Origin of the sequence: Isobaculum melis, from assembly GCF_900111355.1 — a bacterium.
Classification (GTDB): domain Bacteria; phylum Bacillota; class Bacilli; order Lactobacillales; family Carnobacteriaceae; genus Isobaculum; species Isobaculum melis.
Map to the genome: position 1 here is coordinate 59,511 of NZ_FOHA01000006.1, position 24,375 is coordinate 83,885.

General features: G+C 34.9%; 23 protein-coding genes. 20 read left to right on the forward strand and 3 right to left on the reverse strand.

All coding sequences use genetic code 11. From position 1 onward, the window contains the following. Positions 1-11: 11 nt before the first annotated feature. The 11 genes from miaA (at position 12) to recD2 (ending at position 12,310) form a co-directional block, all read left to right on the forward strand. Positions 12-947, forward strand: a complete 936-nt coding sequence (miaA, locus tag BMW29_RS06195; RefSeq protein ID WP_092651506.1) for a tRNA (adenosine(37)-N6)-dimethylallyltransferase MiaA — start codon at positions 12-14, stop codon at positions 945-947. A gap of 26 nt (positions 948-973) precedes the next feature. After that, the gene (gene hflX, locus BMW29_RS06200; protein WP_092651508.1) at positions 974-2,221 is read left to right on the forward strand and encodes a GTPase HflX; all 1,248 of its coding nucleotides are present in this window, start codon (positions 974-976) and stop codon (positions 2,219-2,221) included. Next, positions 2,218-3,486, forward strand: a complete 1,269-nt coding sequence (locus BMW29_RS06205) for a methionine gamma-lyase family protein (RefSeq protein WP_092651510.1) — start codon at positions 2,218-2,220, stop codon at positions 3,484-3,486. Before hflX ends, BMW29_RS06205 begins: the two co-directional genes overlap by 4 nt. Before the next feature lie 79 nt (positions 3,487-3,565). Next, a complete protein-coding gene (locus BMW29_RS06210) occupies positions 3,566-4,651 on the forward strand; it encodes an acyltransferase (protein WP_092651511.1) in 1,086 nt (361 codons plus the stop codon). 22 nt (positions 4,652-4,673) lie between these two features. Continuing rightward, on the forward strand, positions 4,674-5,819 hold the full coding sequence (locus BMW29_RS06215; RefSeq protein ID WP_092651513.1) for a cysteine desulfurase family protein: 1,146 nt from the start codon (positions 4,674-4,676) through the stop codon (positions 5,817-5,819). A 144-nt stretch (positions 5,820-5,963) separates the two neighbouring features. Continuing rightward, on the forward strand, positions 5,964-7,088 hold the full coding sequence (mnmA, locus tag BMW29_RS06220) for a tRNA 2-thiouridine(34) synthase MnmA (RefSeq protein ID WP_092651515.1): 1,125 nt from the start codon (positions 5,964-5,966) through the stop codon (positions 7,086-7,088). A 134-nt stretch (positions 7,089-7,222) separates the two neighbouring features. Beyond that, the gene (locus tag BMW29_RS06225; RefSeq protein WP_092651517.1) at positions 7,223-7,846 is read left to right on the forward strand and encodes a sugar O-acetyltransferase; all 624 of its coding nucleotides are present in this window, start codon (positions 7,223-7,225) and stop codon (positions 7,844-7,846) included. A 20-nt stretch (positions 7,847-7,866) separates the two neighbouring features. Next, positions 7,867-8,526, forward strand: coding sequence for a pentapeptide repeat-containing protein (locus tag BMW29_RS06230; protein WP_177165695.1), 660 nt, complete (start codon positions 7,867-7,869; stop codon positions 8,524-8,526). A 17-nt stretch (positions 8,527-8,543) separates the two neighbouring features. Then, positions 8,544-8,984, forward strand: coding sequence for an SMI1/KNR4 family protein (locus BMW29_RS06235; protein ID WP_092651520.1), 441 nt, complete (start codon positions 8,544-8,546; stop codon positions 8,982-8,984). 84 nt (positions 8,985-9,068) lie between these two features. Continuing rightward, complete coding sequence (locus tag BMW29_RS06240) at positions 9,069-9,749, forward strand: tetratricopeptide repeat protein (protein ID WP_177165696.1); 681 nt, start codon at positions 9,069-9,071, stop codon at positions 9,747-9,749. A gap of 20 nt (positions 9,750-9,769) precedes the next feature. Further along, on the forward strand, positions 9,770-12,310 hold the full coding sequence (gene recD2 / locus BMW29_RS06245; RefSeq protein ID WP_092651524.1) for an SF1B family DNA helicase RecD2: 2,541 nt from the start codon (positions 9,770-9,772) through the stop codon (positions 12,308-12,310). A gap of 73 nt (positions 12,311-12,383) precedes the next feature. On the opposite strand, the gene BMW29_RS06250 is transcribed toward recD2, so the two are convergent. The 3 genes from BMW29_RS06250 to BMW29_RS06260 all read right to left on the reverse strand — a co-directional run bounded on the left by BMW29_RS06250 (position 12,384) and on the right by BMW29_RS06260 (position 15,498). Continuing rightward, positions 12,384-13,127 (reverse strand): SDR family NAD(P)-dependent oxidoreductase, encoded by a 744-nt coding sequence (locus BMW29_RS06250; RefSeq protein WP_092651526.1) that lies wholly within the window; start codon positions 13,125-13,127, stop codon positions 12,384-12,386. Between the two features lie 68 nt (positions 13,128-13,195). After that, positions 13,196-13,762 (reverse strand): Crp/Fnr family transcriptional regulator, encoded by a 567-nt coding sequence (locus BMW29_RS06255; RefSeq protein ID WP_092651528.1) that lies wholly within the window; start codon positions 13,760-13,762, stop codon positions 13,196-13,198. Between the two features lie 251 nt (positions 13,763-14,013). Further along, a complete protein-coding gene (locus BMW29_RS06260) occupies positions 14,014-15,498 on the reverse strand; it encodes an AcpB/EbpR/MafR family transcriptional regulator (RefSeq protein ID WP_092651530.1) in 1,485 nt (494 codons plus the stop codon). 188 nt (positions 15,499-15,686) lie between these two features. On the opposite strand from BMW29_RS06260, the gene BMW29_RS06265 reads away from it, so the two are divergent. The 9 genes from BMW29_RS06265 to BMW29_RS06305 are packed head-to-tail and all read left to right on the forward strand — an operon-like array spanning position 15,687 to position 24,368. Continuing rightward, positions 15,687-16,610, forward strand: a complete 924-nt coding sequence (locus BMW29_RS06265; RefSeq protein WP_092651532.1) for a coiled-coil domain-containing protein — start codon at positions 15,687-15,689, stop codon at positions 16,608-16,610. Between the two features lie 18 nt (positions 16,611-16,628). After that, on the forward strand, positions 16,629-17,291 hold the full coding sequence (locus tag BMW29_RS06270) for a hypothetical protein (RefSeq protein WP_092651534.1): 663 nt from the start codon (positions 16,629-16,631) through the stop codon (positions 17,289-17,291). Positions 17,292-17,324: 33 nt separating this feature from the next. After that, positions 17,325-17,786 (forward strand): signal peptidase I, encoded by a 462-nt coding sequence (gene lepB / locus BMW29_RS06275; RefSeq protein ID WP_092651536.1) that lies wholly within the window; start codon positions 17,325-17,327, stop codon positions 17,784-17,786. Then, positions 17,783-18,025, forward strand: a complete 243-nt coding sequence (locus tag BMW29_RS06280) for a hypothetical protein (protein ID WP_092651538.1) — start codon at positions 17,783-17,785, stop codon at positions 18,023-18,025. The genes lepB and BMW29_RS06280 overlap by 4 nt, the downstream gene beginning before the upstream one ends. 16 nt (positions 18,026-18,041) lie before the next feature. Beyond that, positions 18,042-19,403 carry a glucosaminidase domain-containing protein gene (locus BMW29_RS06285; RefSeq protein WP_245706242.1) on the forward strand — a complete coding sequence of 454 codons (1,362 nt, stop codon included), beginning with the start codon at positions 18,042-18,044 and terminating at the stop codon, positions 19,401-19,403. 30 nt (positions 19,404-19,433) lie between these two features. Next, on the forward strand, positions 19,434-20,105 hold the full coding sequence (locus BMW29_RS06290) for a type IV pilus modification PilV family protein (protein WP_092651540.1): 672 nt from the start codon (positions 19,434-19,436) through the stop codon (positions 20,103-20,105). A gap of 14 nt (positions 20,106-20,119) precedes the next feature. Then, complete coding sequence (locus BMW29_RS06295) at positions 20,120-20,815, forward strand: PilW family protein (RefSeq protein ID WP_092651542.1); 696 nt, start codon at positions 20,120-20,122, stop codon at positions 20,813-20,815. After that, a complete protein-coding gene (locus tag BMW29_RS06300) occupies positions 20,802-22,793 on the forward strand; it encodes a hypothetical protein (RefSeq protein ID WP_092651544.1) in 1,992 nt (663 codons plus the stop codon). Before BMW29_RS06295 ends, BMW29_RS06300 begins: the two co-directional genes overlap by 14 nt. Positions 22,794-22,811: 18 nt before the next feature. Further along, positions 22,812-24,368 (forward strand): GspE/PulE family protein, encoded by a 1,557-nt coding sequence (locus BMW29_RS06305; protein ID WP_092651546.1) that lies wholly within the window; start codon positions 22,812-22,814, stop codon positions 24,366-24,368. Positions 24,369-24,375: the final 7 nt, after the last annotated feature.

Sequence of the window (24,375 nt, forward strand, 5' to 3'; positions counted from 1 at the left end):
ACGTGAAATCAATGAAAAAGAAAATTATTGTGATTGTTGGACCAACTGCAGTAGGAAAAACAGCCCTTAGTATCCAACTGGCACAAAAATTTAATGGAGAAATTATCAGTGGAGATTCAATGCAAATCTATGAGCATTTGAACATTGGAACAGCTAAAGCAACCCTTGCAGAAAGAGCAATGGCTAAACACTATTTGGTTGATTGTATTCCAATTACCCAACCTTATACCGTTTCTGATTTTCAAAAGCAGGCCAGAGCTTCTATTGATCAAATCATTGCAGCTGGAAAAGTGCCAATCATTGTTGGTGGCACAGGTCTGTATATTGAAGCCTTGCTCTATGATTTTTCACTTGGAGGCACAAATGATAAAGATGTCGCTTATCGTCAGCAATTAGAAAAAGAGGCTGCAGAAAATGATGTGCTTTATTTATGGGAGCAATTAAAAGCAATTGATCCACTAGCTGCTGAAAAGATTCATCCGAATAACCAAAAAAGAGTGATTAGAGCGCTAGAAGTCTATCATACAACTGGACAGCCTTTTTCAGCCTATCAAACGGCAGTAGAGAAGCCAGAGCCATTATACGATGCTTATTTAATTGGCTTAGAGACAGAACGTCCAACTTTGTATGCACGTATCAATGAACGTGTTTTATTGATGATGAAACAGGGCTTATTAGAGGAGGCAAAATGGTTATATGAACAGCAAATTCCGACTTCTCAAGCAGCCCAAGGGATTGGCTATAAAGAACTATTTTCATACATTGAAGGCACGCAGTCATTAGAAAGCTGTATTGAAAAAATTCAACAGCATTCCAGACAATATGCGAAAAGACAACTTACATGGTTTAAAAACCGGATGACGATTCCTTGGTGGGATTTAGTAATGACAGAAGAGATTTATCCAACTTTAGAACAAGAAGTTGCACAATTTTTACAAAATAAATGAAGTCAAACAACGAAAGTGTGAACAAAATGGAGACAAAAACAGAAACAGAACGCGTGATTATCGTTGGTGTGCAAACAACAGAAGACCAAGCTGATTTCCATTATTCAATGGAAGAACTTGAGCAATTAACTGAAACAGCACAGGGACAAGTAGTGGCAGCAGTCACACAAAAAAGAGAACGTGTAGATGGTAAAACTTATATTGGCAAAGGCAAATTAAATGAACTGTTACATTTAGTGGAAGAACTAGCAGCTGATGTCGTGATTTTTAACTATGGATTAACTCCTAGCCAAACTAGAAACATTCAAGAAGAAATGGATGTTAAAGTCATTGACCGAACCCAGCTTATTTTAGATATTTTTGCCATGCGTGCGCAAAGCAAAGAAGGGAAGCTGCAAGTTGGTTTAGCGCAGCTTCAATATTTATTGCCAAGATTAGCAGGGCAAGGTAAGAATTTATCTAGATTAGGTGGAGGAATTGGTACCAGAGGACCTGGTGAAACCAAGCTAGAATCTGATCGCCGTCATATCCGTAACCAAATTAGAGATATCAAAAAAGAATTGGTTGAAACGCAAGCACATCGCAAACGTAGTCGAGATAAAAGAAGTCAAAGTGAAGTCGTTCAAATCGGTTTAGTTGGTTATACAAATGCCGGAAAATCTACTCTTTTAAACCAATTAACAGATGCTGAGACTTACGAACAAAATCAATTGTTTGCTACATTAGATCCATTGACTAGAAAAATGGTTCTACCAAACGAAATGCATGTCACATTAACAGATACAGTTGGCTTTATCCAAGATTTACCAACACAATTAGTAGATGCCTTTCACTCAACTTTAGAAGAAACGATGGAAGTGGATATGATTCTCCATGTTGTTGATGCATCAGCACCAAATATGCTACAACATGAAGCGACTGTTTTAAAATTACTGACTGAATTAAAAATGAATCAAATTCCAATTTTAACTGTTTATAATAAAAAAGATTTGATTACAGGAGCGTTTTTACCTGATTATTTCCCACATATTCTGATGTCTGCAAGAGATGACGCTGACATTGAACAGCTAAAAATAGAAATCATTAACTATTTAAAAAATATGATGGTTCCTTATCATAAAGTTGTCAAGGCAGATCAGGGCGATTTACTGGTGAAAATCAAAAAAGAAACCTTAGTTGAACTGTTAGCATTTAATGAAGAAACCAATCAATATGAAGTTTCTGGTTATGCAATGCCACATTCAAAATGGATTGGAGCGAAAGAAGCAGAATGAACTGGAAAGCAGATTATGACCAAGAATTAAATGAAAAAATTAAACTTGTTGAAGCAAAAATTAAACCACTACATGAAAAAATTCATGAAGTGGCCTTAGTCAATCAAAAGAAGATTTTAAATAGTTTCCGGAAGCATCAAGTATCGGATAGTCATTTTAATCCAACAACAGGATATGGCTATGATGATTTTGGCCGCGATACCTTAGAAGCCATTTATGCAGATGTCTTTGGCGCAGAAGCAGGTCTTGTTCGCCCACAGATTATTTCTGGCACACATGCCATTTCGACTGCCTTATTTGGTGTCTTAAGACCAGGAGATGAATTGCTTTATATTACAGGAAATCCATATGATACCCTACAGGAAATTATTGGACTGACTGGCAATGGTATCGGTTCACTCAAAGAATATCAAATAACCTATGATAAAGTAGATTTAACCGCAGAAGGCAACTTTGACTATCCAGCCATTAAACAACAATTAACGGCTCAAACAAAAGTGGTCGGTATTCAACGTTCAAGAGGTTATTCAAGCAGACCCTCCTTGACTATTGCCCAAATTCAAGAAGCGATTACTTTTGTTAAAAAACAATTGCCAGAAGTGATTGTCTTTGTTGATAATTGTTATGGTGAATTTGTTGAAGCACAAGAACCAACAGAAGTTGGTGCAGATTTAATGGCAGGTTCTCTGATTAAAAATCCAGGTGGCGGCTTAGCTAAAATCGGTGGCTATATTGTTGGAAAAGAAACCCTAGTGGAAGCTTGTGGTTACCGGTTAACTGCACCAGGAATTGGTCGTGAAGCAGGGGCATCCTTATATAGCCTACTTGAAATGTACCAAGGCTTTTTCCTAGCACCTCATGTTGTCGGAGAAGCTTTAAAAGGAGCCATTTATACAGCAGCTTTATTGGCAGAGTATCAAGTGAAAAGTGATCCAGCTTGGGATGCACCAAGAACAGACTTAATCCAAATGATTTCATTAGGCGAGAAAGAAGCCATGATTTCTTTTGCACAAACCATTCAAAAATACTCACCAGTAAATGCCTATGTCACCCCTGTTCCAGCTTATATGCCAGGCTATGAAGATGATGTCTTAATGGCAGCAGGAACCTTCATTCAAGGCGCAAGCTTAGAATTAACGGCAGATGGCCCGATTCGCCCACCCTATACTTTATATGTACAAGGTGGTTTGACATATGAACATGTAAAACTTGCTGTGACAGAAGCTGTCAAGGAGCTACAAGCTTTTAGAAATGAGCAAGACTAAAAAAAGTCTGTTAAGGATGGATGCTTGTCCAATGTCCTTAACAGACAGTTAAAATGACTCAAATAATTGGAGGAAGCGCATGAAAAAAAGACAGTCAAATTTAGAAGTTTTACGCATCATTAGTATGCTATTAATCATACTTCATCATTATTCAGTTCATGGAAATTGGGATTTTCAAACTGCTAATGGCTTTCAGAAAATTTTTATAGAAACAGCGGCAATTGGCGGGAAAATAGGTGTAAATGTTTTTGTACTGATTTCTGGTTATTTTCTGGTATCCTCAAAATTCAATTTAAAAAAAGTAGTGATGCTGATTAGTCAAATCTTCTTTTATTCCTGTTCAATCTTACTATTTTTTAAATTTGTGTTACATTACCCATTTAGTATCCAAGCAATAGCGACGAGTTTACTTCCTACAACATTTAATGTTTATTGGTTTGCAACAACTTATGTTGCGCTCTATTTACTTTTTCCGTATCTGAATATTTTCATTAAAAATATTTCTCAGCAAGGCTTAAAGCATCTGCTCATATTATCGTTTATTTTATTATCCTTGGTACCAGGAATGAAACATCTGGTTTCAGGTATGCTATTCTTAAATGCAATTGTTTGGTTTATCTTCTTATACCTGATTGCTGCCTATATTAGACTTTATGGACAGACATTTCGCTGTCAAATGAAGCATTATATTTGGGGCTTATTGCTTAGCTTAGGATTTATTATTCTTTCTTTTCCTGGTATAGATTACATAAAAGCACATGTTCCACTATTGGGCTATTTAAATACGATTTATTTTACCGAAATGAATACAGTGCCAGTTTTAATCATTTCAGTTTGTCTCTTCTTAATTTTTAACCAACTAGATTTAGGTGTGAGACCTTGGATTAATCTGATTGCGAAAACAACATTTGGCATCTACTTAATTCATGATAACGTTTTAGTTCGTCCATTTTTATGGCAACAATTAGCTAAAAATGCGATCTTTTTGCATTCAAAATGGTTATTTTTACATATGATTGTTTCTGTTTGCATCGTTTTCATTTTTTGTTGTATAATTGAGCTTATTCGGATGTATTGTATTGAACCAATCTATGCAAAACTAGTTGATCAAGTCATGGAGACTAAACCAATCCAACGATTGATAAAAAGCTACGAAGTAAAATAACCTAAATAAAAGAGGGATAAAGATGTCTAATGGAATCTACTTGGATCATGCGGCAACAAGTCCAATGCTTCCAGAAGTTATTGATGCGATAACAAATGCGATGCAAGAAAACTATGGCAATGCTTCTAGCATGCACCAATTTGGCAGAAGAGCAAGACAAGCATTGGATCAAGCCAGAGAAATATTTGCAGCCAGTATTCAAGCGACGTTTAATGAAATTGTTCTAACCAGTGGTGGAACTGAAGGGGATAATTATGCCATTCTTGAAACAGCTTTTTCAAGACAAGCAGTAGGACGTCATCTGATTACCACTGAGGTAGAGCATCATGCTGTGTTGCATACCATGGAACATTTAGAAACACTCGGCTTTGAAGTGACTTATTTACCTGTGGATGAAAATGGAGCGATTTCCATAAATGATTTAAAAGCTGCCTTAAGAGAAGATACCATTTTAGTGAGCATTATGTATGGAAACAATGAAGTAGGGACACTGATGCCCATTCATGAAATTGGTGCCATTGTTCAAGCAACAAATGCCTATTTCCACACAGATGCAGTACAAGCTTATGGTTATGAAGAAATAGATGTGAAGCGTGATCACATAGATTTACTCAGTGTAACCGCACATAAAATTAATGGCCCAAAAGGCATTGGTTTTCTATATATCAATGAAAACATTCATCTGCCAAATATGATGTATGGTGGTGAGCAGGAAATGAAGCGCCGCCCAGGAACAGAAGCGATTCCAAATGTGATTGGCTTTGCTACAGCAGTTGAATATATGAAACAAACCAATCAAGCTAAAAATAGGGATTATCCAGCACTATTTGATGCTTTGCTACAGGAATTAAATCAGGCACAAGTTGACTATTCGTTGAATGGACAAAATGTCCCTCATTTACCCCATATCCTCAATATCTGGATCAAAGGTGTTCCTGTTGAGCAAATGCTGATGAACTTAGACCTAGCTGGTGTTGCAGCTTCAAGTGGTTCAGCTTGTACAGCTGGTAACTTAGAGCCCTCACATGTGTTAACCGCCATGTATGGCAAAGACAATCCAAGAATTCATGAGTCCTTACGCTTTAGTATTGGTTTTGGTACCACAGAAGCGGATATGAAGCAAGCAGGCCAAGCCATTGCAGCCATTGTGACACGTTTAAAAAAATAAAGTAGCGTCAACCTTTTCCTTTGAGGATTCTCAGAGTGAAAAGGTTGATTTTTTTCTAGAGTAGCTTATAATAAGTAAGACTGAAAAAATGCGACCTTCAAATCGTAGATGCTTCAGAATCTATATTGAAATGATGGTGAAAAAATGACAGATAACAGCAAAATTCGCGTTGTTGTTGGCATGAGTGGAGGCGTCGATTCTTCTGTAACCGCGCACTTATTAAAAGAGCAAGGTTATGATGTAGTTGGCATCTTCATGAAAAATTGGGATGATACAGATGAGTTTGGGGTTTGTACTGCAACAGAGGATTACAATGATGTGATCCGTGTAGCAAATCAAGTGGGCATTCCGTATTATTCTGTTAACTTTGAAAAGGAATATTGGGACAAGGTTTTCGAGTACTTTTTAAAAGAATACAAATTAGGCAGAACACCCAATCCTGATGTCATGTGCAACAAAGAAATTAAGTTTAAAGCCTTTTTAGATTATGCAATGAGTTTAGGTGCAGATTATGTCGCAACTGGTCATTATGCACAAGTGACACGTGATGAAAATGGTGTGACTCATATGCTAAGAGGTGTTGATCAAAATAAAGACCAAACCTACTTCTTAAATCAATTGTCACAAGAGCAACTTTCTAAAACCATGTTCCCATTAGGTGGCATGGAAAAAAGTGAAGTCCGTCGTATCGCTGAAGAAGCTGGCTTAGCCACCGCTAAGAAAAAAGACTCAACAGGAGTTTGCTTTATTGGCGAACGCGATTTCAAACAATTCTTGATGAACTATTTACCAGCTAAACCAGGTAAAATGTTAACCATTGATGGAGAAGAAAAAGGGACTCATGATGGTTTGATGTATTATACAATTGGGCAAAGACAAGGCTTAGGTATTGGTGGTGGCGGTGCCTCAAACGATCCTTGGTTTGTTGTAGGAAAAGATTTAGCTAAAAATGTGTTATATGTAGGACAAGGATTCCATCATGAATGGCTTTATGCCACACATTTAGATGCGACTGATTTACATTTTACAACAAATGCTGAACTGCCTAAAGAATTTAAATGTACAGCGAAATTCCGTTACCGTCAACAAGATGTTGGTGTGACAGTGAAATTAGGGGAAGATGGTACGACTGCAACGGTTATCTTTGATGAACCAGTACGTGCCATTACACCAGGCCAAGCTGTGGTTTTCTATGCTGGTATGGAATGCTTAGGCGGTGGTACGATTGATCGAGCGTATCAAGAAGAAAAGCTTTTACAATATGTATAGAATATAATAGGGACTACTTATTTCTAATAGGGAATAAGTAGTTTTTTTGTCTCTTTTTCTAAATTGAGTGAATTTCAGTAAACAATACTGTAAAATGGAGACAGAATAAATTGTTCAATTGGAGGTTCAATCAAATGAGAACTGAAAAAGAAAAAATGCTACAAGAGGATTTGTATCGTGCAAGTGATTCAGAATTAATTGCAGAACATGCAAGGGCAAGTAGTTTAACACGTTTACTGAATCAAACAACAGAAGAGCAGTTAGAAGAAAGACAAGCTCTAACGAAAGAACTATTTGGTCAAACTGGCGATAAAATTTATGTAGAACCGCCATTTCGTTGTGATTATGGCAAAAATATTTTCATTGGAGAGCATTTCTATGCCAATTTTGATTGTGTCATGCTAGATGTGGCAAAGATTACAATTGGTAAAAATGTGATGTTTGGGCCAAGAGTTTGTTTATTTACAGCAGGTCATCCAATTGATGCGGTTGTGCGCAATACGGGTTTAGAATTTGGACGAGCAATCACAATTGAAGATAACGTTTGGATTGGCGGAAATACAACGGTAAATCCTGGTGTGACCATTGGAGAAAATGTGATTATTGGCTCTGGTTCAGTTGTCACAAAAGACATTCCACCAAATACCATTGCAGCAGGAAATCCTTGTCGTGTCATTCGAAAAATTACTCATGAGGATGAAAAATATTGGCAAGAGAAGCAAAATCAGTATTGGGCAGAGCTTGATAATCAGTCATAAATTTTGAAGGAGGTATGCCAATGAAACAAGAATTAAAATCCGCTGCCAAAGAAAAATGGGAGATGAAAACAAAGATCATGGATGCGTTATATGAAGATACAGCATTTATCTTTACTGACTTTAATCATCCAATTTTTACAAAGACAGTATTTAAAAACTGTTTATTTAGAAATGTAAATTTAAAGGATGCCAGAATCTATGATTGCCAATTTATTGACTGTACCTTTAAAAGTGTTCATTTTGCAACAGTCACAATTGGTGCACATAATGGTTTGTATCAAGACTGTACTTTTACTAGCTGTCGATTTAGAGGTGCATTCTTTTATAACCCAGAATTTATTGCTTGTCTTTTTAATAAATGCCAATGGAAAAGTGTGGATTTAAGCGCCAGCTATTTTGATTCCTGTAAATTTATTGGGAAATTAGAAGATGTTACGTTTAGAGGATATCATGAGTCAGACCTTACTGAAGGTGCAAAACCTAACCCAATGAAAAAAGTGGATTTTTCTGAAGCTATTTTTGGTGAATTTGTCGGTTTTACTGGCTGTGATTTATCAACTGCAATTCCACCTGTTGGTTATACGTTTGAAGAATTACTGAGGCCATCTAAATACGGTAGTGATATGGCGTACATAGGAACGGGAGAGAATGGTATGCTAACAGCATATCAAAAATCATAATAGAAGAGGTAAATAAAATGAAATTAGAAAAAATTGCACAAGTAGATGAGAATGAGCTAAAAAAGTTTTTAGCACAAATTGATTTTGAGTTACCAAAAGACTATCTTTCATTCATTACAGAAAATAATGGTGTTCGTGTAGAAAATGGCTATTTTTATGTGGAGGATTTAAGTGAATTTATTTTAATGGATTTATTTCTTGGAGTGAGTCAACCAAAAAGAAATTTAATGAATCTAAATGAGGAATTTGAAGATGAAATTCCTAAAAATAGTTTATTGATTGCTAGAGATCCTGGCGGTGGCTTCATTCTGCAGATTCATGATGGAGAAAATGATGGGATTTATTATTATGATCATCAATACTTTTTTGATCAATCTTCTGATGAAGAGAATACTTACTTTATTGCTCAAACATTTTCTGAATTTTTACATTTATTAGAAACAACACAATTAAATTAATTGGATGTCCTGTTCTCCTATAAATTTAATAAGAAATAGTGTAAAATGTTCCTATTGGACAAAACAAGAAAAGGCGTGAATCAAATGAATCGTAACCAACAATCCTTTGAATTATGGGAGCAAGGTAAAAAAGAAGAGGCTATTCAATTATTATTTGAAGAAATAGAAGAGCATCCAGCAGATGCAGATGCTTATATTAACTTAGGCAGTATGTTTATGATGATGGAAAAATATGAAGATGCAGCTGCAATCTTTGCAACGGCTAGCGAAAAAAGTCCTGATAATACAGAAGTGATTTATTGTTTTGCTAGTCTTTATTATGAACAAGGACAATATGAAGTAGCGATTAAACAATATGAAAAAGTAATTGCGCTAAAACCAGAGCAAGAAGCACTAGCTGATGCAAACTTCATGATCGGTATGAGCTATCAAGGCATGGGAGATTATAATCGTGCGCTTGTTTATGTGCTACGTGCAACTGAATTAAGTCCTGAGGTAACCGATTTTAATCTTTCAGCAGGAGATATTTTAATGAGTTTGGAGCAATTTGATCAAGCCAAACAATATTATGATTTAGCGATTCAGCATGAACCTGACCATCAAGGTGCTTACTTTAAACGTGGCTTAATGGCCTTTATTTTAGATGAAGCAGATTCAGAAGTTTATTTCAAAAAAGCTAGTGAGTTAGATCCAGAAATGTATCAAGAGCAATTAAAACAATTAAAAGAAATTGAAAGCTTTATTCAAGCACAAAGTAAAAAATAATCGAAAGGGGCACCAGTAATATGGCACAAGAAAATCTGAATTTATTCTCTGCAGAAAATCCGTATATTGCTGGTACTGTAGTCGCTATTTTTTATCAGAACCCAACCAACTTTTATAAAGTGATTTTATTAAATGTAACGGATACAAATACAGATTATTTAGAACGCGAGATTGTCGTAACAGGCACCTTTGGAAAAATTCAAGAGGGTGAACCCTATCGTTTTTTTGGTAAGCTAACGGATCATCCAAAATTTGGCATGCAATTTAATGCTGAAACTTATCAAACTGAGACACCAACCTCAGAAGCGGGTATTGTGGCGTATTTATCTAGTGAAAAATTTCAAGGAATTGGCAAGAAAACGGCACAAGGCATTGTAGATCATTTAGGTGAGTCTGCGATTGATGATATTGTGAGAGACCCAACCGTTTTAAACCAAGTTCCAGGAATGAATGCTAAAAAAATAGAAACCATTGTAAATGTATTATCTGAGGGTGCCGGTATGGAAAAAGTCATTATTCAGTTAAATGGCTTAGGCTTAGGAAATCAATTGGCATTTGCAGTGTACCAACATTATCAGGAGCGAACCCTAGAAGTGATACAGGAAAATCCCTATCAATTAATTGAAGATATTGAAAATATTGGGTTTATTAAAGCTGATGGCATTGCTGATCAATTAGGCATTCAAGCAGATTCACCTGAACGGATGCAAGCCGCGATTCTATTTGCCTTAAATGAAGCCTGTCTTTCAAATGGCAATACGTATACAACTGCAGAGCCATTGCTATTAGAAGCCATTCAATTATTAGAGTCTCATCGTCCAATTGAATTAAACGCAGAAGAAGTGGCAGAACAAATTGTGACATTAATGACGCAAGAACGGATTATTGAAGAAGAAGGAAAGCTCTATTTACCGACACTCTATTATGCAGAAGTTGGGGTGGCAACAAGCATTCATCGTTTGCTTGACCGGAAAAATAAAATTCACTATCAGGACAAAGATATCCAAAAAGAAATTCGTATTTTAGAGAAGCGTTTAAAAATTTCCTATGGTGATTCACAGAAGCAAGCGATGGAAGAAGCCATTTTATCTCCAATATTTATTCTGACTGGGGGACCAGGTACTGGGAAAACAACTGTATTAAATGGCATTGTTGAATTGTTTGCTGAATTAAATGGCATTTCTTTAGATTTAGCAGACTATACCAATGCAATTTTCCCAATTCTTTTAGCGGCACCAACAGGGCGAGCAGCGAAAAGAATGAATGAATCAACTGGCTTACCAAGCAGTACCATTCACCGTTTACTAGGCTTAAATGGACGAGAAAATCCAAATGATTATCAGGGCGAAAAGGAATTAGAAGGTGGCTTATTAATTATTGATGAAATGTCGATGGTTGATACCTGGCTTGCTAATCAATTATTAAAAGCGATTCCCAATAATATGCAAGTCATTTTTGTAGGAGACCAAGATCAGCTGCCATCTGTTGGACCGGGACAAATTTTACATGATTTATTGAAAACCAAGAGCATTCCAAGTATGGAATTGGTCGATATTTATCGACAAGAAGATGGTTCAACCATTGTTAATTTAGCCCATGATATTAAAAATGGTCAATTACCAGCTGATTTTATGGTCAATCAAAAAGACCGTTCATTCTTTCAATGCCAAGCTCTGCAAATTGAAGGTGTGATTAAGCAAGTTGTAGAAAGAGCAAAGAATAAGGGCTTTACTGCTCAAGATATTCAAGTTTTAGCACCAATGTATCGAGGACCTGCTGGGATTGATGCGCTAAATAAAATGATGCAAGAAATTTTTAATCCTAATCTAACAGGTAAACGAAAAGAAGTGCGCTTTAATGATAAGGTTTATCGGATTGGCGATAAGGTGCTACAGCTGGTCAATTATCCTGAAATGAATGTCTATAACGGAGATATGGGGGAAATAGTCGGCATTCAGCTAGCAAAAGAAACTGATGATAAAGTGGATGAGCTGACGATTCAGTTTGATAGCAATGAAGTCACCTATAAACGAAATGAGTTTCTTAAAATTACCTTGGCGTATTGCTGTTCCATTCATAAATCCCAAGGTAGTGAGTTTAAAATGGTGATTCTACCAATGGTCAGGAATTATAGCCGCATGTTAAGAAGAGACTTGCTTTACACTGCGATTACACGTAGTCGTGATTTATTAATATTATGTGGGGAAGTTTCAGCCTTTGCGGATAGTGTAGAGAAAACCTCTGATGATCGTTTAACTACTTTAGCAGATAAGATTCTTGGCATTGAAGGAATGACTGAAAAGCTAGCAGCTTATGAAGTAAAAGAAAAAGAGAAAATTAAAGAAGCAATGGCTGTGAAACAAGAGGAGAAAGCTGTTGAAGTAACAGCAGTACCTATTGTTAAAGAAGTTCAGCCAATTGTAGAAGCGGTTGATTTATTTGCACCAGTTGTAGAGGAAGTTCCTGAAAAAGGTGCAGTGCTAACGATTCAGTTAGTGCAAAGTGGCGGAATTGACCCGATGATTGGGATGAAAGAGTTAACGCCAATGGATTTTTTATAGCAAAGAACCACAAATAAGTTCCTAGAAATAGCAGCTTATTTGTGGTCTTTTTTTGTTTATCTAAATATTTGCTTTACTTTTTGATACTTGCAACAATCTTCATTTTTAGTTTAACCGGTACAAACCGTTGAGCTTTGTTAAAAAGACCTGGAACAATGACTTCCTTACCTTTTAATAATTTTTTATAGGCGTAATGAGCCACTTTTTCAGCAGACATTGAGAGCGGAGGTGTAGCCATACCCTCGCGTTGAAAGAAATTAGTTCTAGTGGCACCAGGACATAAGGTGGAGACAAGTACACCTTTTTCCTTGGCTTCATATCTTACTGCACGAGTATAGCTTAATACAAAAGACTTACTTGCAAAGTAAGTGGATGTATAGGGACCCGGCTGAAAGGCACCTGTTGATGAAATATTTAAGATGTTCCCTTTATTTTTTCGATACATATCAGCTATCAAATACTTTGTTAACTCTACCAATGAAATCATATTTAAAACCATCATTTTTTCATCCTGAATAAAATCAATTTCTTCAGTAGCACCAACGAGACCATATCCTGCATTGTTGATTAAAATAGAAATATCTAATGCTTCATTTTTAATGATTTCATATAAATATTTTGCCTGTCCAATGATACTCAAATCTATTGCATATGAATGAATAGGTACCTGACTCATTTTTTTTATTTCATTTGCTGCTAAATCTAATTTGTCTTGATTTGAGGATACAAGCACCAAACCATAATTATTTCGGGCAAATACTTTTGCAAGTTCAAAGCCAATACCAGATGAAGCTCCTGTAATCAATACATATTCCATAAAAAACCTCCTTTATAAAACTTATTATAAGGAGTCGCGTAACCATTGTAATTCGCATAGGTCAATTGCTAAAGCTTTTTTCGGATTCTACTTAAAGAACTAGATTGAATACCAATATAAGAGGCTATGTACATTAAAGGGACTTGAGCATGAAGCTTGGGATAAATGTGTTGAAAATGAAGATATCTTTTCTCCGCACTACTAAATAACAACATTTTCTCTCTTTTTTCGAGTTTGGCAACTTCATCTGTATAAAGCTTTCGAATCATTTTTTCAATGCGCTTATCTTCATTGCTTAATTGATGAATAACGGTATAGGGAATTTTAAAACAAGTACATTTTTGAATACATTCAATTGAAAAGGAAGCTTCTTTCCCAGTCCTCAAACCTTCAGATGAAAAAAAATGATGCTCTGTCGCAAAACATTTCGTATATTCCTCTCCCGCCTCATTTGAATAAAGACCTCTCACAATTCCAGAAATGACATAATATAAATGGTAAGGTGTTTCTCCTTCCAAAAGAATCATCTCATTAGATGCAAAGTGAACCAGTTCAACATGCTTAGTTAATAAAGCTTGGTGAGATGAGGATAATTGAAAATCAAAAATAGTAAAAAGAGCATTGGATGGATTCATAAGTAGGACACCTTTCTTTTCTGTAGATGATTTAATTCATTATAAGGTTAAAAATGATAAATCGCTAATTATTCTATCAATAATAGAAAAAAATTAAGGAATTATGATAATGAGAACTTACTGGATACAAAAAAGAACATCTCTAAAATCACTTTTAAACAGATTTTAGAGATGTTCTTTGATTTTTTATCAATGATATAGATCATTCCCAATCAATATTCAAAAAATTAATGGCTAATTAGAACTATTTTTTAATGATTCAAATGAGCCTCTAATTTTTTGAATATTTTTAACACATCTTCTTCATTTGGGGGATTATGAATAGAAACAATTTTTTCCTCCTCATAGATATCAAGCCAATCAAGTTTATTACCACTTGTAATAATCATATCAGCTCCAGTGTAACCATCAGAAAAATCTGTTGCTCTGACCTGAATATTTACTTTGTCTTTTAAAGCACTTAGAATTCGTTCGATGATTAAATTTTTATATAAAATATCAAAACTTGTATCAATTGTCACGGATACCTTTTCCTCAAAGTAGCTAAGTGGTCTAAGAAGATTGAAAATTAAGGCGTAATTTGTTTCTAAAAAACGAGTTGTATGATTTTCTAACAAAAATAAATCACTTTCAACAATTGCATGCACAATATGAGAAATCCGTTTATCTAAGTTTTTAAAATGATTATTGATTGTCGGAGAAACAGCTACATCATTCCATTTGGGATATAAAAATAAAGAGAGGTGCTTAGAAAATACATAAGGATAAATCAATTCTTTTTCAAATGAAGTCAATTCAATTAAGTAAGTTTCAAATGATAAGAAAAATAAATAATTCAGATAAGTAAATGGAGATAAATAGTTTTGAAACGTATGTAAAATGCTGTTTCCACTAGCATCTATTGTGAACTGTGGATCTTTAAGAATATGAAGGTATAAATAGAGAATTTCGTTTTCAGGTAAGGAAAGTTTATTTTTTAATTGGGTTCCTTGAACATAATTAGAAAAGAGGAGTTCCTTTTCTCTTTTCAAGCACTTTGGTATCTCAACATATCGTCCATTTTTTACTCGAATGATGAGGATTCCAATAAAATTTTTGATTCTTCTTAAATCATTATGAGTTGTAAAAATATGCTGATTTTCTTTTGTAATATGAAGTTCTTTAACATAAAAGTCGACTTCATCTTTTTTCACTTCTTGAAATGGCCAAGTCAGACTACCATATATTTTCCAAAAAAAATATTCAGCGAACAGTCGAATCTGTCTTTCATCTCCAAAAAGCGTAAGGTGACGTTTTCTAGATTTAATTTTTAAATCATATTTTGAGAGAAAATGATTTAGTTCCTTAATTCTTCTCCGAATACTTGTTTCACTAATGAAGTGTTCTTGTGTTAGCTGATAAAAACTCAACTCATAGCCAAGTAATAACTTGGAGAGTATCACAATTCCTAGCTCATCCATCATTAATTGTTTCACAAAAAACTTATATTTATGTTTATCATAAATCGTCATACTTAATCCTGAAGAAGGCGTATTCTTTATTTTTGCTGCTTGCTGATACATCAATGCATCATCTAATTCCTTTATATATTTATATAAAGTATTGGTTGCAACATTGATTGCTTTTGCTACATGAAAAATTTTAATTTTCTCTTCAGATTCTTCTAGTAAATGAAGTAAATCTAATTTAATCCAAACATTTTTTGTTAGAACATTCTTGTATAATTCATTAAACATACAAAACTCCAATAAATAAATTTATTCTTTTACTATATTCGAATATAAATCAATATAACATAAATTCAATCTTTTTTTTAACCTTTTTTTGAGCAGTTTGTTATCAAAAACTGAGAACAAATAAAATTCTTTTTATATTATTCTATTTATACAGAGAAAAAATGTCTGGATAAGGAGAGAATTTAATAATGTTTATTAAAAAAAAGAAACGAGAAGATGAGTATGATTACGATTATGAAGAGTATGATTTAGAACATGAACAGAGTGATTACAATCCTATCAGTCATTCACAACCAACTCATTCCGTGAATCATGATTTAGAGGACGAGTTATCAGCCTTAAAAAAGGTTTTTGAACAAACACAAAATGATTACGTTAGATTGGATTCAGAGATTTCACAGTTGAGAGAAGAAAATCATAGATTACATACTATTAATGAAAGAGTGAAGCATGAAGCTGATGAAAAACAAAGAGAGATTGATCAGCTAACTAGTAAAGCAATGGATTTTCAAGACTCAACCAATCACTTTGAACGTGATTTGGATCAAGTTAAACGAGCAAATCAAGAAGAGATGGCACATTTAAATCAAGTGATTTCAGATTTACAGCTTGAAAAAGAGCGATTGAAGAACGAGCTAAAATTGGTCAATCAACAATTAGATCAAACCATTAGAGATGAAAGAAATCAAAAAGATCAAGAAATAACGCACCTATTAAAAACGATGGATGAACTAAAAGTAGCAAAAAATGATCTAGAAACCAATCTAAATGAAAAAATTCATAATCTGCAGTTAGAATTAGCACAACAAAGTAGTGATAAAAATAGCAGCAAGATTGAAATTGGAGAAGTTTTAGTAGAAGCAAAAGAATTGTCTAGTCGAATTGTTGCAAAAGCTGAAAATGAAGCAAGCCAAATTTTGAATCAAGCATCATATGAAGCGCAAACCAAAACAGCAGAAGCTGAAATGCAATTACGGTCCATTCAAAGTCAAGCTTATGACTTCTATAAAAATGTTGTGGTATTAAAAGAAGTATCAAACTCAACATTTGATAGTTTAACAAAACGCTTAAGTGTTTTTGATAAAGAAGAAAAAATTAGCAGAATTAAATAGAGAAGAGGGGGAACGAGTATGCAAGAAGTAAAAATAGCATTATTTCAGCATCCATCGCCAAAAATCGGTCAAGTTCTCTATCAAAGCAATCAAAGAGACGCCTTCATTATTGGTAGCCGGAAACTGCTTGCAAAAAATTACTCTCCTTATCAATCAGAAGAGTTACTCAACTTATTTGAACCAATTTGGGCAATCAGTTCCCCTGTTAAACATTTAGAAGTGACCTTTGATACTGCCGAGTTAGACTGGCAAGCCGTTTTGCAAAAAATGAAGCAGCAATATGAACAATTGATTTGGTTACAAATTCAAGTAAAAAAAATAGAACCAAATAAAACAATCTATTTCTTTGATTTTATCCCTTTGGCCAGAAAATGTGAAGGCTTTCCAATAGAAGTTAACCTAACAACGAGTTTGACACAAGAATTAGGCAAAACTGAGCATCCGCTTAAGCATTTTGTGCTACAACTAGAACAAAGTTTTCTTCCTTATCTGAGTTTAGCACAAAAGCCTGCTTTTGCTAATGATTTAGGGTCTGCTCATTTTCAGGGAAATCATAAGATTCAGCAGCTATCTTCCTCTAACTATCAGGTAAGCAACCAAATAGTAGAAGGAAGACGACAGCTCAAATTGAGTACAACAAGAACTAAAAAGACGAATCGAGGACTTATCGCTGCTGCTTGAACAGCAGTACCAAAAAAATTCTTTTTTAGTTTTATGACGGCCTTTTTAGTTTTGTTCATTATAGCTGGAATAGTCATTTTTCCAAGAGATGAAAAGCTTCAGGCGCAAGTTGAAGGAGAATCAATGATGCCAACTTTTCATAACTTAGAAGAAGTTATTGTGGCAAAAAATAAAAAGACGATTAAACGATTTGATGTGATTGTGTTTCAACATGGAGAAAAGGATAAGTACATTAAGCGAGTAATTGGTCTACCAGGAGAGAGCCTTTACTATCAAGATGGCATTCTTTACATCAATCATCAAAAAGTTGAGGATCCTTATCATGAAGGAAATGAAAACTTTACTCTTTATGAAACAGCTGAAGTGATGGTTATTCCTCCAAATCAATATTTTGTGCTAGGAGATAATCGTAAAAATTCCTATGATAGCAGATCATATGGCTTAATTAATCAATCTGATCTCATTGGTATTGTAGATGAAGGAGTGAAAGAATGAATCAACGCGAAAAATTAGAGTGGTTGGAATATTTTTATTGGGGCTATTTTGGTGCTTCCATTGTGACAATACTGATTTCCATCATTTATCTCATTAAATTGTATATCTTTACATTAGAAGTAACAACAATTGCGGATATTTTTTTGATTTTAGTCTTGTTGTTATCAAGTTTCTATTTTAGATATAATGCGTTTCATTATCAAAATTTAGTGATGCAGCTAAAAAAAGAAGAAATTTGAAGGAGGTCAATTAAGGATGGATTTTTTCAAAAATAATAAAAAAAGTTACCTACTATTGACAACTTTTAGCTTATTCCTAGTAGGAACCGTTATCGTAGGCGTAACAAATAGAGAAGAATTACATTTATTAGCAAAGACATCAGATGTTGTGGAAACAAAAAAAGAAGCTTCTAAGAATTCAGCCAAAAAGGAAGCCTTCAAAGATTCGTCGGGAATGGAAGCTTCTAAAGATTCATCAGAAGAAGAGGCTTCCATAGACTTATCGGGAACAGAAGCTTCCAAAGATTCATCAGAAGAAGAGACCTCCAAAAACTCATCAGAAACGGAAGCTTCTAAGGATTCAACAGAGGAAAAAGATGTTGCAGATACTTCAGAAAAAGAAGAGGGAAAAGAGGAAAAAGAAACCGACAAAGAGTCCTCAGAAAAAGCACCTACTGTTATTTCACCAGAAAAAGAGGTCATTAAAGATTCATCAGAACAGACAGCAAATAAAGTAGTAGAAAAACCTCAAGAAAAACCAGCTGAACAAAAATCAGAAATGACTAAAAAACCAGCTGAACAAGCTACAGATGATGCTAAACCAAAAGATGAAAATCTAGCGACTCTTGCGAAGGAAGAGCTTGAAGATAATTATTATTTTTCAGTAATTAAGAATCAAACGACCGAGGAATTTATTGATACATTAAAAAAAGATGCTAGTGAAATTGCTTGGCAGAATGATCTCTATGCATCTGTCATGATTGCGCAAGCGATTTTAGAAACAGGCTCAGGAAATAGCGCCTTGTCTAGTGAACCTAATTATAATTTGTTTGGTGTAAAAGGTAGCTATGATGGAGCAAGTGTGATGATGAAAACAAATGAAGATGATGGAAATGGCAATCTATTTATGATTCAATCAGCATTCAGAAAATATCCTAGCTATCGAGAAAGCCTTGAAGATTATGCAGCTTTATTAAAAGGAGGCATTTCAGGAAATCCAACTTTCTATCAAAATACTTGGAAATCTAAATCAAAAGCCTATACAGATGTGACGGCATTTTTGACTGGGCGCTATGCAACAGATATTCATTATGCAAAAAAATTAAATGCCATTATTACAACTTATCGTTTAACACAATATGATGTTCAGCTTGATGCTAAGCAGAAAGATAAAGAAATCAAACAAACCAGCCAGCAGAAAGAAAATCAAACAAAAGTAAATCAGCAAAAAAATGAGGTAGAAGCAGCAACTGATTCTCAAAGCGTATCCTCTAAATCAACAGAAAAAATGACTAAAAAAGAGGGTATAAATTTTGATGAAGAGGAACAAATTGGTTTGATGAAACGAAAAATTCAAGAGGTTTCAAGTGACACAAATATTCTGTTTAAAGGACAGTAAAATTCATTTGGGAGATAGAGGTAGGACATCATGAATGATTTTAAGAAAACATTGATCAATGAAGAAGGCCTATCAATGATTGAAATATTAGCAGCCGTGGTGATTTTAGGGATTGCCCTCTTACAGCTTTCTTCTTTAATGTATCAAAATTTTATTGCCATCGACCAAAATAAGCTAAAAGAAGAGGCTATTTTTGTAAGAGAGGATATCAAGGAATGGCTGACCTATAGAGCCCAAAACCAGGATGTGGCCAACTTAAATACCTATGCTTTGCTCTGGGAATTCAACAATGCAGGGACCTATACAGAAGAACAAACCATGCGAAGGAAGCATTTCATTTTAGATGAAACAGGTATTCAAGTTGATGTAAACACAGGGGAGAATATCTATGGTGAAATTGCAAGAGAGGCAAGTGCTGAAAGAGGAGAGCTTGTTTCAAAAGTCAGATATGATTTTTCAGGTAGCTTGCTACCAGATGCCCTACAGCAGGATCCGTACAATAAATACTATATTGGAGAATATATCGATTCAGAGGCGGATGAGCCGCTGTTCTTAGTGAAAATTTTAGTAGAACCCAAAGATATACTCAATAAAAAGTACGATGCAAGAACAGGCGGTGTAGGGTTAAATATTTTGATTTATAGCAAAGAAACAGGAAAACTTCTCACCGAAACATATCTGAATTTTGTAGCAGCATACTAAGGAGGTAGGGTTATTTGCAGAAAATGTTGAAAGAGGAACGAGGCGTATCAATACCAGAATTATTAGGCATCATAGCAGTTTTAGGTATTGTCCTTGCTTTAATGTCAGGAATCTTTCTAAGCATTGTAAAAACTACCACCATTCAAGGTCAAAAAGTTGAAATGCAGCAAACCGCTAATAATTTGGTTGTGCAATTGGAAAAGATTAGCAAAATTGATGGTATTTACGAACAGGCTGGTTATTTAGGTAAATTTGTTGGAATTGATTGGAAACAAGCGCATATTTTTAAACCATTAGTTCAAGAAAATGGCTCAGATGAATGGGTTGAAATGAGTCTCACTGGACAAGGTGCGAATCAAGTTGCTCTTACTGATATCAATGATACCTTAAACCAATCAAAAGAAATGTTTAAAATCAAAGATCCAGCAATTAAAATCAAAATTTTACAGCAAAAAAATGAAAATGAAGTCACAAAAACCCTATATGGGACACCAAATTATCGTGATACTTTCTCCATTCAAACAACCGTGATGATTCTTTTTTATAAAGAGGAGATTAACTTTACAGATTACTATCAGACATCAACTGGTTATTGGAAGTTTGAAGAAATCAAACAGCATCCTAATGTCGTTTATTCACGAGAAGCCATGTTTTATTATCGTGATGATGCGAAATCGAAAGGAGAGATTCCAGGAAATGGTAGATGGTAAAAAAAATGAATCAGGACTTGCCCTAGTCTCTGTCCTTGGCATTATTATTTTAATCGCTGCAATGGTTGGTAGTATCTTTTTTATTGCGAGAATAGTTTTTTTTCAAGTAGAAAAAGTCGACCAATTTACGCGGATTAAGGAAGTTGAAGAGTATGCACTACAAGATGGTGCCAATCAGATTCAACAAAAAATTTCTGATTATCTTTTTGAACAAGAGACAATAGATTTTGGTCAAGATATCACTGGAATCGGTACAGCAATAGATTCACTGCTTTCAAATTACGCTAAATCAGAAGAAGAAATTGGCAGTCAAGATCAGTTTTCTTACACCCTTTCAATTAAGGGGATACATAAAGAAAAGGTTACACCCTATGTTTTAGTAAACAATACTGGTAGCTTTGGTTGGGAAAAAGACACCTCTATTATGAACAAAACCAACGCAACAAATGTCAAATTAACCTTTGATTTGGAAGCTATTGTAACAGAGAAAGAACAAAATGGGCAGGAAACAACAGCAACAGCAACTTCTCAATTTTGCTATGAGATTCAATGGAATGATGTGGATGTAGCCAATGAGCTAACAGAATTGGATGTTTGGCGAAATGTGGTTTATTCCTACAATATCCCAAATGGTGCGCTGTATCTATCAGCTGATTCTTGGATAAAAAAGATGGAGGCTGTCTATCACTATAACAGCAAACCCTCACAATTTGATTATATTGGATTTGACAATCAACACCCACATGTAGCTGGATATATGAATGGCCAAGTGGTTGATATCACAGATGGTAGAGTCTTAGATTTTTCAACAAGTGGGAAAAAAATTTATTCAAGCTTATCATTCCGAGGTTCTTTACTGTTGGAAAATGGTATCCAAATTGAAGGTGATCATGAGATGGCGCGCTTAAAGACCAATAATCTATTAGCTTTAAGAACGAAGAATCATGAAAAAAACTTTATTAAAAAGTTAGATATTCAAGCAGCTTCTGGAAGTTATATTGATTTGAACGGTCAAGAGAGTTATTTAGCAATGATTGACACAGCCTTTGATACAAGTGGTTTATTGATCAATCATACACCCATGAAAAATGATAAGAGTACGGGTGGTTTCTTATTTGGAAGTGGTAAATTACATGTTCAGCTACAACATACAAATGAACCTTTTTCATTCGCAAATTACTTAAGTCATGCCTTACAAAAATCGCCACAAGATGAATATTGGAATGAATTTTTAAAAGGCTCAATGGTAATTGCAAGTGCTAATTTTTATGCAGGTCCTGTTAGTCTGAGTGATCAAATTCAATCTACTGTAGAACAGGATCGGAGAATTCGAGTATCTGGCAACTTTATGTTGACGAGTGCCATGCTTGAGAGTGATTCAGAAGGCAAAAGAATTTCTTATTTTGAAAAGGAATCCACGAGAGGGGTGTCTGATCCAAATGCACCGTCAACCTTAACCTTAGATGGACCCTATACGGATATGTATGTTGATGGAAAAAGTTTTATTGATGCTCCAAAAACAAGTCGAAGAAAATCACCAAGTGAATCGGATTTTATAGAGACACCAAAATTTTATGGTAGTCAGAATGATTGGAATTCTATCCATATTAAAAATGGCGCGAGCATGTATTTAAATTATACAGGGATTGAGCCTTTTAATTTAACCATTGAAAAAGATTCTATCTTTTCTGCAAAAGTCTTGCCTGATTTAGCTTTCTTCGATACAACTTTTCTTTTTAATAGTGTCAGTGCTGGAAAATTAAAAGGAAAGGTCATTCTTCAAACCTTTAATCAAAAGGATGCCAATACATTAAAGGATGATTTAAAAAGTCAACATATTCCTGTATCAACAGCAACTTATGAATCAGATGCTAAAAATGGTGAAGTGACCATTATTAAACCCGATAATCCTGCTGGATCAGGGTCTTCACAGATTATTTCAAGAACCTTTTATTATGTAGATAAGGTTGATTATTAAGTAAAAGGAGACAAAAAGATGGATGAATCTAAATATAGAAGCTATCAGGAAACACGCAGACCTTTGACAGAAGAGAACCGACCACGCTCAGTGGATTTATTTAAACATACCATTCATTCAGAGCTGCTTGATTTAATTCCTAAATCATTTGCAAAAGAGCATAGTGTGATTCCGCTAGAATTGGATCAGCGACGAAACCAATTAACCGTAGCCATTGGGAATCCAATGAATTATTCAGCTTTAAATGATTTACGACTGAAAACGGGCATGCAAATTGTACCACTAAGTGCGAGTGAAGTAGATATTCAACAATTAATCGTGCGAGATTATCCTTCCGAAATTAATTTAGATGGTTTTTCAGCTGATGAAGAAGTGATGGCTTATTCAGGAGGAGGAGAAGAATTAGCTAATGATGATTCTCCTATGATTAAGCTCGTCAATAGTTTGTTACAAGATGCGGTTGACCGTAGAGCAAGCGATATTCACTTTGATTCGCAAGAAAAGTATATGGTTGTGCGCATTCGAATTGATGGAGAGTTAAGAGAGTTAAAGAAGCTCCCCAAAAATATTCAGCCTGCAGTTATTTCCCGTTTAAAAATTATTTCTTCATTAGATATTACAGAGAGTCGGGCACCACAGGATGGACGTGCTGTTTTTAAGAATGGCTCTCGTGTAGTTGATTTACGGGTATCGGTTTTACCAACCATTCATGGGGAAAAAGTGGTGATTCGGATTATGGATCGTTCGGTTGGAATTAGAAAACTAGAAGATTTTCGGATTGAACCCAATAATTTAAAAGCCTTACGCCACTTATTAAGACAGCCACATGGCATTATCTTAGTGACAGGACCAACTGGATCAGGGAAGTCCTCTACCTTATATGCTGCCTTAAATGAATTAAATGAACCCAATGTCAATATTATTACAGTAGAAGATCCTGTGGAGTATCAATTAGAAGGTGTTAACCAGGTTGCAGTAAACAGTAGTATTGGTTTAAGTTTTGCAAGTGGTTTACGGTCTATTTTACGACAAGATCCAAATATTGTGATGGTGGGAGAAATTCGAGATGGCGAGACTGCTGAAATTGCCATTCGTGCGTCAATGACTGGTCACTTAGTGCTTTCAACAATTCATACCAATGATTCTGCAAGTACAGTCAATCGTTTAATTGATATGGGCGTTGATCCATTTTTAGTGGCAAATTCTTTAGGCGGTGTCCTTTCACAAAGATTAGTTCGTACGATTTGTTCGAGTTGTAGTGTACAGGAACCAGTTTCTAGCCAAGATATGACCATTTTAGAAGCGTACCATCTTCATGCTAGAACATTAGCTAAGGGAAAAGGCTGTGCCAAATGTAGCTTTACTGGCTATCAAGGTCGAATGGCGATTCAAGAATTACTTGTGGTAACAACTGAAATTCGTAAGATGATTACCTCTAATGTAACAAGTGAAGCATTAACAGATTATTTAAAAAGACAAGGAATGAAATTTTTAATTGATGATGCTTTTGATAAAGTTTTAGCTGGCTATACAACCATCGAAGAAGTATTAAAAGTCGTTGCAACAGAGGGATAAAGAAAGA

Bases quoted from the DNA above. Each gene is read 5' to 3' on its own strand.
- BMW29_RS06230 (WP_177165695.1), top strand. From the start codon at position 7,867: ATGAAACAAGAATTAAAATCCGCTGCCAAAGAAAAATGGGAGATGAAA.
- BMW29_RS06210 (WP_092651511.1), top strand. From the start codon at position 3,566: ATGAAAAAAAGACAGTCAAATTTAGAAGTTTTACGCATCATTAGTATG.
- BMW29_RS06255 (WP_092651528.1), bottom strand. From the start codon at position 13,762: ATGAATCCATCCAATGCTCTTTTTACTATTTTTGATTTTCAATTATCC.
- BMW29_RS06215 (WP_092651513.1), top strand. From the start codon at position 4,674: ATGTCTAATGGAATCTACTTGGATCATGCGGCAACAAGTCCAATGCTT.
- BMW29_RS06225 (WP_092651517.1), top strand. From the start codon at position 7,223: ATGAGAACTGAAAAAGAAAAAATGCTACAAGAGGATTTGTATCGTGCA.
- BMW29_RS06270 (WP_092651534.1), top strand. From the start codon at position 16,629: ATGCAAGAAGTAAAAATAGCATTATTTCAGCATCCATCGCCAAAAATC.
- lepB (WP_092651536.1), top strand. From the start codon at position 17,325: ATGACGGCCTTTTTAGTTTTGTTCATTATAGCTGGAATAGTCATTTTT.
- BMW29_RS06290 (WP_092651540.1), top strand. From the start codon at position 19,434: ATGAATGATTTTAAGAAAACATTGATCAATGAAGAAGGCCTATCAATG.
- mnmA (WP_092651515.1), top strand. From the start codon at position 5,964: ATGACAGATAACAGCAAAATTCGCGTTGTTGTTGGCATGAGTGGAGGC.
- BMW29_RS06285 (WP_245706242.1), top strand. From the start codon at position 18,042: ATGGATTTTTTCAAAAATAATAAAAAAAGTTACCTACTATTGACAACT.
- BMW29_RS06240 (WP_177165696.1), top strand. From the start codon at position 9,069: ATGAATCGTAACCAACAATCCTTTGAATTATGGGAGCAAGGTAAAAAA.
- miaA (WP_092651506.1), top strand. From the start codon at position 12: ATGAAAAAGAAAATTATTGTGATTGTTGGACCAACTGCAGTAGGAAAA.
- BMW29_RS06300 (WP_092651544.1), top strand. From the start codon at position 20,802: ATGGTAGATGGTAAAAAAAATGAATCAGGACTTGCCCTAGTCTCTGTC.
- BMW29_RS06250 (WP_092651526.1), bottom strand. From the start codon at position 13,127: ATGGAATATGTATTGATTACAGGAGCTTCATCTGGTATTGGCTTTGAA.
- hflX (WP_092651508.1), top strand. From the start codon at position 974: ATGGAGACAAAAACAGAAACAGAACGCGTGATTATCGTTGGTGTGCAA.
- recD2 (WP_092651524.1), top strand. From the start codon at position 9,770: ATGGCACAAGAAAATCTGAATTTATTCTCTGCAGAAAATCCGTATATT.
- BMW29_RS06305 (WP_092651546.1), top strand. From the start codon at position 22,812: ATGGATGAATCTAAATATAGAAGCTATCAGGAAACACGCAGACCTTTG.
- BMW29_RS06265 (WP_092651532.1), top strand. From the start codon at position 15,687: ATGTTTATTAAAAAAAAGAAACGAGAAGATGAGTATGATTACGATTAT.
- BMW29_RS06260 (WP_092651530.1), bottom strand. From the start codon at position 15,498: ATGTTTAATGAATTATACAAGAATGTTCTAACAAAAAATGTTTGGATT.
- BMW29_RS06205 (WP_092651510.1), top strand. From the start codon at position 2,218: ATGAACTGGAAAGCAGATTATGACCAAGAATTAAATGAAAAAATTAAA.
- BMW29_RS06280 (WP_092651538.1), top strand. From the start codon at position 17,783: ATGAATCAACGCGAAAAATTAGAGTGGTTGGAATATTTTTATTGGGGC.
- BMW29_RS06235 (WP_092651520.1), top strand. From the start codon at position 8,544: ATGAAATTAGAAAAAATTGCACAAGTAGATGAGAATGAGCTAAAAAAG.